We start from the raw sequence: 6902 nt of genomic DNA on the forward strand, positions 1-6902 counted from the left end.
TGGTGTTCAAGATTTAGAAAGAGTCCATTAAGATTGTTGGAACTTAATTGGTCTGGGCCGATTTTGAGGGTAAATATCTTTGAAAATGGCCAGATTTGAGATTTATAAGCCGTTTAAATAGGTTGTGCTCCCCAACTGTTTCACGGGTCAATTTAAGAGAATACCAGCTGACTAAGGAATTGTATGTTTCACACTTTTATATCCTCAATATACCATTGGGCTGGCGTCTGGTAATCCAGCGACTGATGCTTGCATTTATAATTATAAAAATGAAAAATACTCAGCCAAACCGCGCTCTAAAGCCAACCCATTAGGGTAAGCATTTAAATATATGTGTTCGTATTTCACCGCACGGGCAGCCCCGCGTTCGCCACAGTCGCTCGATAAATATATTATCAATAGCTCGGCCTTTGCCATCCATACTGATTTGTATTTCAGCCGCTTGCGGAGGTGCTAAATTACGAGGGCTGGTGATTTGACTACCTTGATCCGTGTTAAAAATCTGAGGCTTATTCCATCGTCTAAGTGCCCCCTGTAAAGCGTCAATGCAAAAATCAACTAATAAAGTATTCGATAAACGCCAACTCAGCACAAAGCGTGTGTACCACCGGGACGCCCTTTAGGTTTGAGAAAACTTCGCGGCCCGAATCGGCCCAAGGTTTTGTCCCTGTTACCAAGCGTTGGGTAGTTGAACGCACGATTGCTTGGACAAATCGCACGGGCGACCCCGTTCTTCCGTCGAATCGTCAAAGACTACGAGTATACAGTATCATCTTCGGTTAGTTGGCTGTATTTGGCAAACATTCAACTAATGATTCAGCGAATCTAACTCCATACAAAATATAATTCCCCAACATGTTCTTAATCACCTTCTCCGTCATGTTTCTACAGAAAATCAACCGGAAACAGAAAGTTTAAAATGCTTCATTTATAGTACTGAGCTAATAAATACATTTTTGAACTTACTTGTCCATTTAATCCAACTCCAGTAAGGCCCAATTTATATCTGTTGGCTAATTCGATTTTCAGGAAATTGTGGATACTCATTACTCGGCTTTACAGGATGGGTAGTCATATGGGCCGCCCTCCATCTTAAAAGTCATGCATAAAGGTCTGAGCAGTCCAAGAAATAATCAGAAAAAGCAACGGAAATTGTAATTTTGCCACTATTTTTTTAGATTTGTTTGCTATTAATAAAGTTTTAAGCAGTATTATTAGAGAATATACTTAAAACCTCATTACCTAAAAACTATCCATTCTTATGCCAATTAAACCAGGGCCAAAGCCCAACAAACCAGACGGTACCCCTGATAGAAGACGACGGGTTACTCCAGAGAATCAACCGAAACATCCGGGACTAAAGCCACACAAGCACGAGAAAGGTGATTAATTGGGCCTTTTGGCCTATTACGATAGGCCTCTTGCTGTTTTAGTGATCAACCTCAAACGAATTAATCCACAAATTAGGAAGCCTAGCACCACTCTAAATAGTGGTGCTAGGCTTCTTGGCTTATGAGAAATTAGCCACTTAGCCTCAACCTTCTCTTTATTTTGGCGAAAGTGGGCTATCTAATGTTTCGCTAGTAAAATTGACTTTTCTTAGGTTACCTCCAATACGTTGAAACGTTTGATAGGTAATTGGCTTCTGTAGATTTATGATTTCATAAAACCAGCCTTTAAACTGACGGTAAATCTTCCCTTTCTTCATATAACCCCAAACACGAGAATAATGGATACGATCAACAGTACCATTAAGGTATTTTACCTTTAATTTCCCTGTAAAGGGTATGTAATTCAGTTTTACTATCGAGTCATTTTTAGTGGCTGATTCAATTTCGCTGCTGGAAAAAAGTAGTCGTATCGACTGCCCATTGACGGAGTTGAGACAAACCCATTGGAAACTAAAAAAGACGAGCCATTTAAGTAAGCACTTATCCATAGATAACAAGGTGTTGGGTAATAATTTCTGGTAAACTTTCTATCGTCAAATGAATCGATCTTACAATTGAAACGTAAGCTGTCCGTAACGAATTTACTAACCGAGTTCGAAAGGTCACCGATCTACATAGTTGTAATATATTTCGATTAAGACCTGCCAAAGACAACCTCGTGTTTATGGTTCACTTCGGGCTTTCTTTCGTAAAAGCCCACCTAGTTTTGTATTTGTGATTCTCCATTCTGGGCAAAGACGTGGTGCTTTTTCGAATCCAATACGGGGCTGACTTTTTAGGTTGAAACCAGCAACTCCGTAGAAAAAGCAATATAGCCCCAATAGCGACTAGGGTACAAAGCCGACTCGATTGACCCGCTATGCCCTTAGTTCGCTTTTGGGTTTCCAAACGAACTTTCATTGATTGCCATGCTTTTGAATCAAAGCTTGGCCTGAAGGCATAGACTGCCTTTTTAAAAAGTTTATCTAGATCTTCATCTCTTAAATCTGCCATATAAAACCCAATTATGTTCCCCAATGCACCTAATTCGTTACTCGGGATGAATTTGTCAATGGTGTAATAGCTCTATTTTGCAAATGCATAGGCCTGGAACAGTTTATAAAGCGTTCGCTGAGTTTTTTAAGTCCAACAGTAAATGAAGTAAAGTCCGCTCTATCAGAAAGACACTACTGTTAGGCTTCCAGTCCTGCCAAAGAAAGCTTACATTGAGAGTTTGAATTGTCAACTCCCCCGATCAGGATAGCTTTACCGGATCAATTTCAATTGGTGCCAAAGTCCCTAATCTCAATACTCTCGATTTACTTTAATCCGATCAATTAGGTGACAAAGTCCGGTTTGTCAGGAATGCTGTATCGGTAAGTGTTTTCAAGAAACTGATGATTTGCTTTTTTTCGACTTCAGTCATCGGTATTCCCAGTTGTCCATTCCGAATAAGGCTTTCATCCAGCGTTGGGCTATTGGTTACTCCTGATGCATAATGATTCATCACCTGCTCCAGGGTCGAAAAACGGCCGTCATGCATATACGGGAACGTACGTTCTACATTTCGTAAACTGGGCACTTTAAATGTTAACCGGTCCTTCTGTTGTCCTGTAATCAAGTACCGCCCCTGATCATTAATACTACTGACCGCTAATCCATTATTCCGATAACTATGATCGGTAAATAAATCGGTGGTATGGCAAGTGGAACAGTTTTGCCGGAATAAGCTTAATCCGGCTACTTCATCTGCTGTTAAACTGCCCCCCGGTTCCTGGCGTACGTATTTGTCATAGCGGGAGTCTGCTGAAACCAGGGTGAGGACAAACTGGGAGAATGCTTTAAAAAAGCGATCTGCCGTAACAGTATCAGAACCGAAGGCGGCTTTAAACATACCGGGGTATTTTGGGCTTCGTTGCACACGGGCTAATACCTCCGGGAACGCCATATCCATTTCGGCCGAATTTGTTAGCGGGTTAATAACCAGTGAGTCAAGGCTTTTCTCACCACCATCCCAGAAAAAAGCCCGACTCCAAGCCATATTTTGAATACTGGGGACATTTCGGGTACCAAATCGACTATTGATGCCATGACTCAGTGCATGGTCCGAATGAACAAAGCCAGCAAAGGGCTGGTGACAGAACCCACAACTAATCGTACTATCTCGCGACAACTGGCTATCATAGAACAAGCTTTTCCCCAGTAATATGGCCTGGGTAGTTAATGGGTTTTGCTCAATAGGATAAATCCGTTGCGGAAAATTGGAGGGTTGGCGTAATGAAACAGGTGTGGGTTTAAAGGTAACTCCCTCCCCTTCAGTGATGGTTGAATCTGGTCTCAGTTCGTTGCTCCTATTTATAGGTTGACAGCTGATCGCTAATCCAAACAAGAGTAGGCTCATCAAAAGGCTTGTATTCTTACCTGAGTACTTCATCGGTTCAGTCAACTATATTGTGTAACACTTGGATTTGCCGGGTGGACGAAATACGCTACTTTCCGTTCTTATTTACGGCAAACTCCTTTGACCGTCTTTGTCAACATCGGACGTTGAATCGAAAAAAAACCTAAGCCAACGTGCTTCATTTTCTTCAGTAAATTGCCCATATTCTCACCTTCCCGTCAAAGGTGGAATTGAGCGTTTAAAACGCTTCACCAAGTGATAAATAAAACCCAGTACCTTCCTGAGTGATGCCCAGATCAGCCCGCAGAAACACATCTTTCTTTTGAAAGAATAGAAACCGTAAGCCACCCCCAACAGCCCAGCGGATCTGGTTGAAATGAAAGCTTCTCACTTGAGGTGCCACGGTGCCAAGCCCTCCAAATAGCGTTCCGCCCCAACGACGGCTAAAGGTGAAGGGTAACCAACGCAGTTCAGCTTGAGCGGCCAGCAGGTTTTTGTCCCTATACCGACCTAGGTAATACCCACGCATGGTGTTTTCACCCCCTAATAAGGCTAAACTACTAAATGGAACTTCTCCCTGAATAAACATACCGGTTGCCTGTATTGCCAGGACTCGATTTATCCTACCCAGGGTACGGTAATACCGACCATCAAAAAAGAACCGTTGAAATGCAAAATCCTGCGTTTTGACTATATTCCGGAGCGCCGTGATTTCCAGAAAAAGTCCATTTCGAACAGTCAGGACATTCTTTCGGGTGTCGTAAATCAGACTACCTCCTAATTCCAAAGTTAGGGAACCGTTACTGCCTGGAGGCAAATTCATGACAGGGCTATCCGTGTTTTCAAACCGGACATTCTGCATGGATTGAAGGTCTATTTCTGGACCAACATACCAGTTCGTGGTGATCTTGCGAAGGAGCCGTTGGCGAAATTGACTATAGTCCGACCTGACAAGGGTGGGATTTCCCGCTGTGGCCAGGGGCCCATTGCCAAAATATAGTAAGGGAAACTGTTGATAACGCGCTTTACCCAGGATAAAATAGGTGTTATTGTTGGAGTAAATCGCATTTTCCAGCTGTACGCCAAACTGCCCCCGTAGGGTTACAAATCCGTGGAGCACTAATTCACTTAAGCGATTAGCCGTATCTTGTCTGGCATGATAGAGAGAAAAGGCCCGAAGTCCGGCTTCCAGCGTTGTTTCAGGCGAGTAGCCTGCTGTTGGAAAAAGTAAAATACGGGAAGATTCTTCCGCAGAGGTATCATGCAAAGTTTGATATATAAATTTACCCAATCCGCGTTGGGCGTAGGCAGGAGCCCCAGACTGGCAGTATCCTGTATAGTCAAGCATTAGGAGTATTAATACGGTTAAATGAACTCGTTGGTATACCACCTCTTTCACCTTGTTTCTCACACTTATAGCTTTAAATCAATCTGGGATAATGAATCTGACCGACATAGCCGATCAATCAGTCCCCTAGTCGTTTCGTATTGTAGATCCGTTTCCCGGTATACAGATCTTTCTTGGATGGAACTATGTTCCGCTTTTTCACTGTGGGAACACGACTGGACGGTTTTTCAGGGATAGGTCGGTTAGTAGACTTAGCCTTCTTTTTTGGTTTTTTCCACCCAAATAGGATAGATAGCCTATAAAGGCTCCAGCCGATCAGCGCTAAAGCGAAAATAGCCCCTACCAGAACCTGTAATTGAATGATAGTTTCTTTCATTGTATTCGAATGCTAAGGTCGACTACGGCCAATGTTATTGTGATTAGATCCAGCCCATGCCCATGCTATTGATTAGCCGGGAGTAACGACTGTCTTTGACCAGGCAACCTAACCTTTATCCAGCTGCCAGGCTTAAAAGCAGAAGTGGGGCACCAAGGAGCCAACTAGCGATGTTTATAATAATTGAGTGTCACAGCAGGAGCATTGCTACGCTCACTAAGCGTATAAAACCCGGAATCGGATTGATCGAAGGCAATAGCTTCCCCTTGTGGTTCCAGTAAATAGTTTAGCTGGGTGGGGGTCGTTTTTAACAGACAGTCGCCAATACTTTCCCCAGTATACCGTCTCCAGTAATAGACGCCCAGGTACGTTTTTAACAAGATCTCTTCCCCTTTTGGCGAAATACTGCCAGCTGTGACCATAGTAAGCGGCAAATCACCCATAAAAGTGGCCGTGTTTACGGTAGAAACTGACTGTGGATAGGGCAAGTGGTAAAGCCGTACTCTGGCCTCACCTTTCGTAACAATCCAGATGTCATTGGATTGTGGGTCTACCAAAAGGGCTTCTGCATCACGAGCCCCATCGGCATAACGAAAGGAAATTCGGTCTACCGGACCAACTGCTTCACTTAGGCTTTTCGGTTCAGCCAACCGAAACACATAGTTCATTTCATTCTGGGATTGATTATCCCCAATATCCCCTATATAGAGGTAGGAAACACCAGCCTGTGGACCAGGTCCAATGGCGATCTCCTCCCAGTCCCGGTTACTGATTCCGGGGATGGGTATGCGGCCAGCCAATGTTCCATTTGTTGCCAGCAGATTGAGTTGTGCGGGATTACCACTGTCCTCGTTTACCCAAAAATGGCCAGCTATAGTTTGAGAAGCGGCCAGCCCCGAGGCTTCATCCAGTAGACCTGGTTCAACCGGAATTCGTTGAGGAATTGGAACAAATTGGTCCCGGAAACTTTCTTTTACAGGAGGAGAACAATCCAACAGAGTAGCTGACAATATGAGTAGGCCAATGAGTTGAGTCGATGTCATTGTCTTGTTCGATCGATTAGGTTCAATAGATGGATTTGACTTGTTTTTTTCGCGATGTAACTCAGAACCAGGCCATTTGCGGAAACTGGCTATCTGGCCCTGAGTCCTTTTTATTTACTTGGCCTTTCGAATTGATTTCCGCAGAACCAAGTCCAGGCATTGCCTTTTTCTCCTTCGGGAAAGGTTCGGATGTCGGCACGAAAAATGACCTCCATAGCCGGCATGACCTGATTGATATTAGCGGTGCTACCCACCAGGGCGATGGCCGAAAAATCGGCGGTTACTGTCAGATCAAACTGAAAAT

General features: G+C 43.7%; 4 protein-coding genes and 1 pseudogene (1 of these 5 only partly in view). All 5 read right to left on the reverse strand.

The window, feature by feature from the left end:
- Positions 1-364: 364 nt before the first annotated feature.
- Positions 365-607, reverse strand: a pseudogene (locus BGO59_RS26650) (IS3 family transposase); the annotation flags it as partial.
- Positions 608-2763: 2156 nt separating this feature from the next.
- Positions 2764-3831 carry a cytochrome c peroxidase gene (locus BGO59_RS26655; protein ID WP_293688761.1) on the reverse strand — a complete coding sequence of 356 codons (1068 nt, stop codon included), beginning with the start codon at positions 3829-3831 and terminating at the stop codon, positions 2764-2766.
- A gap of 238 nt (positions 3832-4069) precedes the next feature.
- On the reverse strand, positions 4070-5179 hold the full coding sequence (locus BGO59_RS26660; protein ID WP_293688763.1) for a BamA/TamA family outer membrane protein: 1110 nt from the start codon (positions 5177-5179) through the stop codon (positions 4070-4072).
- A 540-nt stretch (positions 5180-5719) separates the two neighbouring features.
- Positions 5720-6598, reverse strand: a complete 879-nt coding sequence (locus tag BGO59_RS26665) for a PE-PGRS family protein (protein WP_293688765.1) — start codon at positions 6596-6598, stop codon at positions 5720-5722.
- Between the two features lie 110 nt (positions 6599-6708).
- A protein-coding gene (locus BGO59_RS26670; protein WP_293688767.1) for an STAS/SEC14 domain-containing protein crosses the window boundary here: on the reverse strand, positions 6709-6902 show its 3' portion. Its footprint extends 184 nt past the window's final position; the window shows 194 of its 378 coding nt (coding positions 185-378); its start codon lies beyond the right edge, outside the window; its stop codon occupies positions 6709-6711.

It is taken from the genome of Spirosoma sp. 48-14 (genome assembly GCF_001898575.1).
GTDB lineage: Bacteria > Bacteroidota > Bacteroidia > Cytophagales > Spirosomataceae > Spirosoma.

Coding starts and splice junctions, on each gene's coding strand:
- BGO59_RS26660 (WP_293688763.1), bottom strand. CDS start 5,179: ATGCTTGACTATACAGGATACTGCCAGTCTGGGGCTCCTGCCTACGCC.
- BGO59_RS26665 (WP_293688765.1), bottom strand. CDS start 6,598: ATGACATCGACTCAACTCATTGGCCTACTCATATTGTCAGCTACTCTG.
- BGO59_RS26655 (WP_293688761.1), bottom strand. CDS start 3,831: ATGAGCCTACTCTTGTTTGGATTAGCGATCAGCTGTCAACCTATAAAT.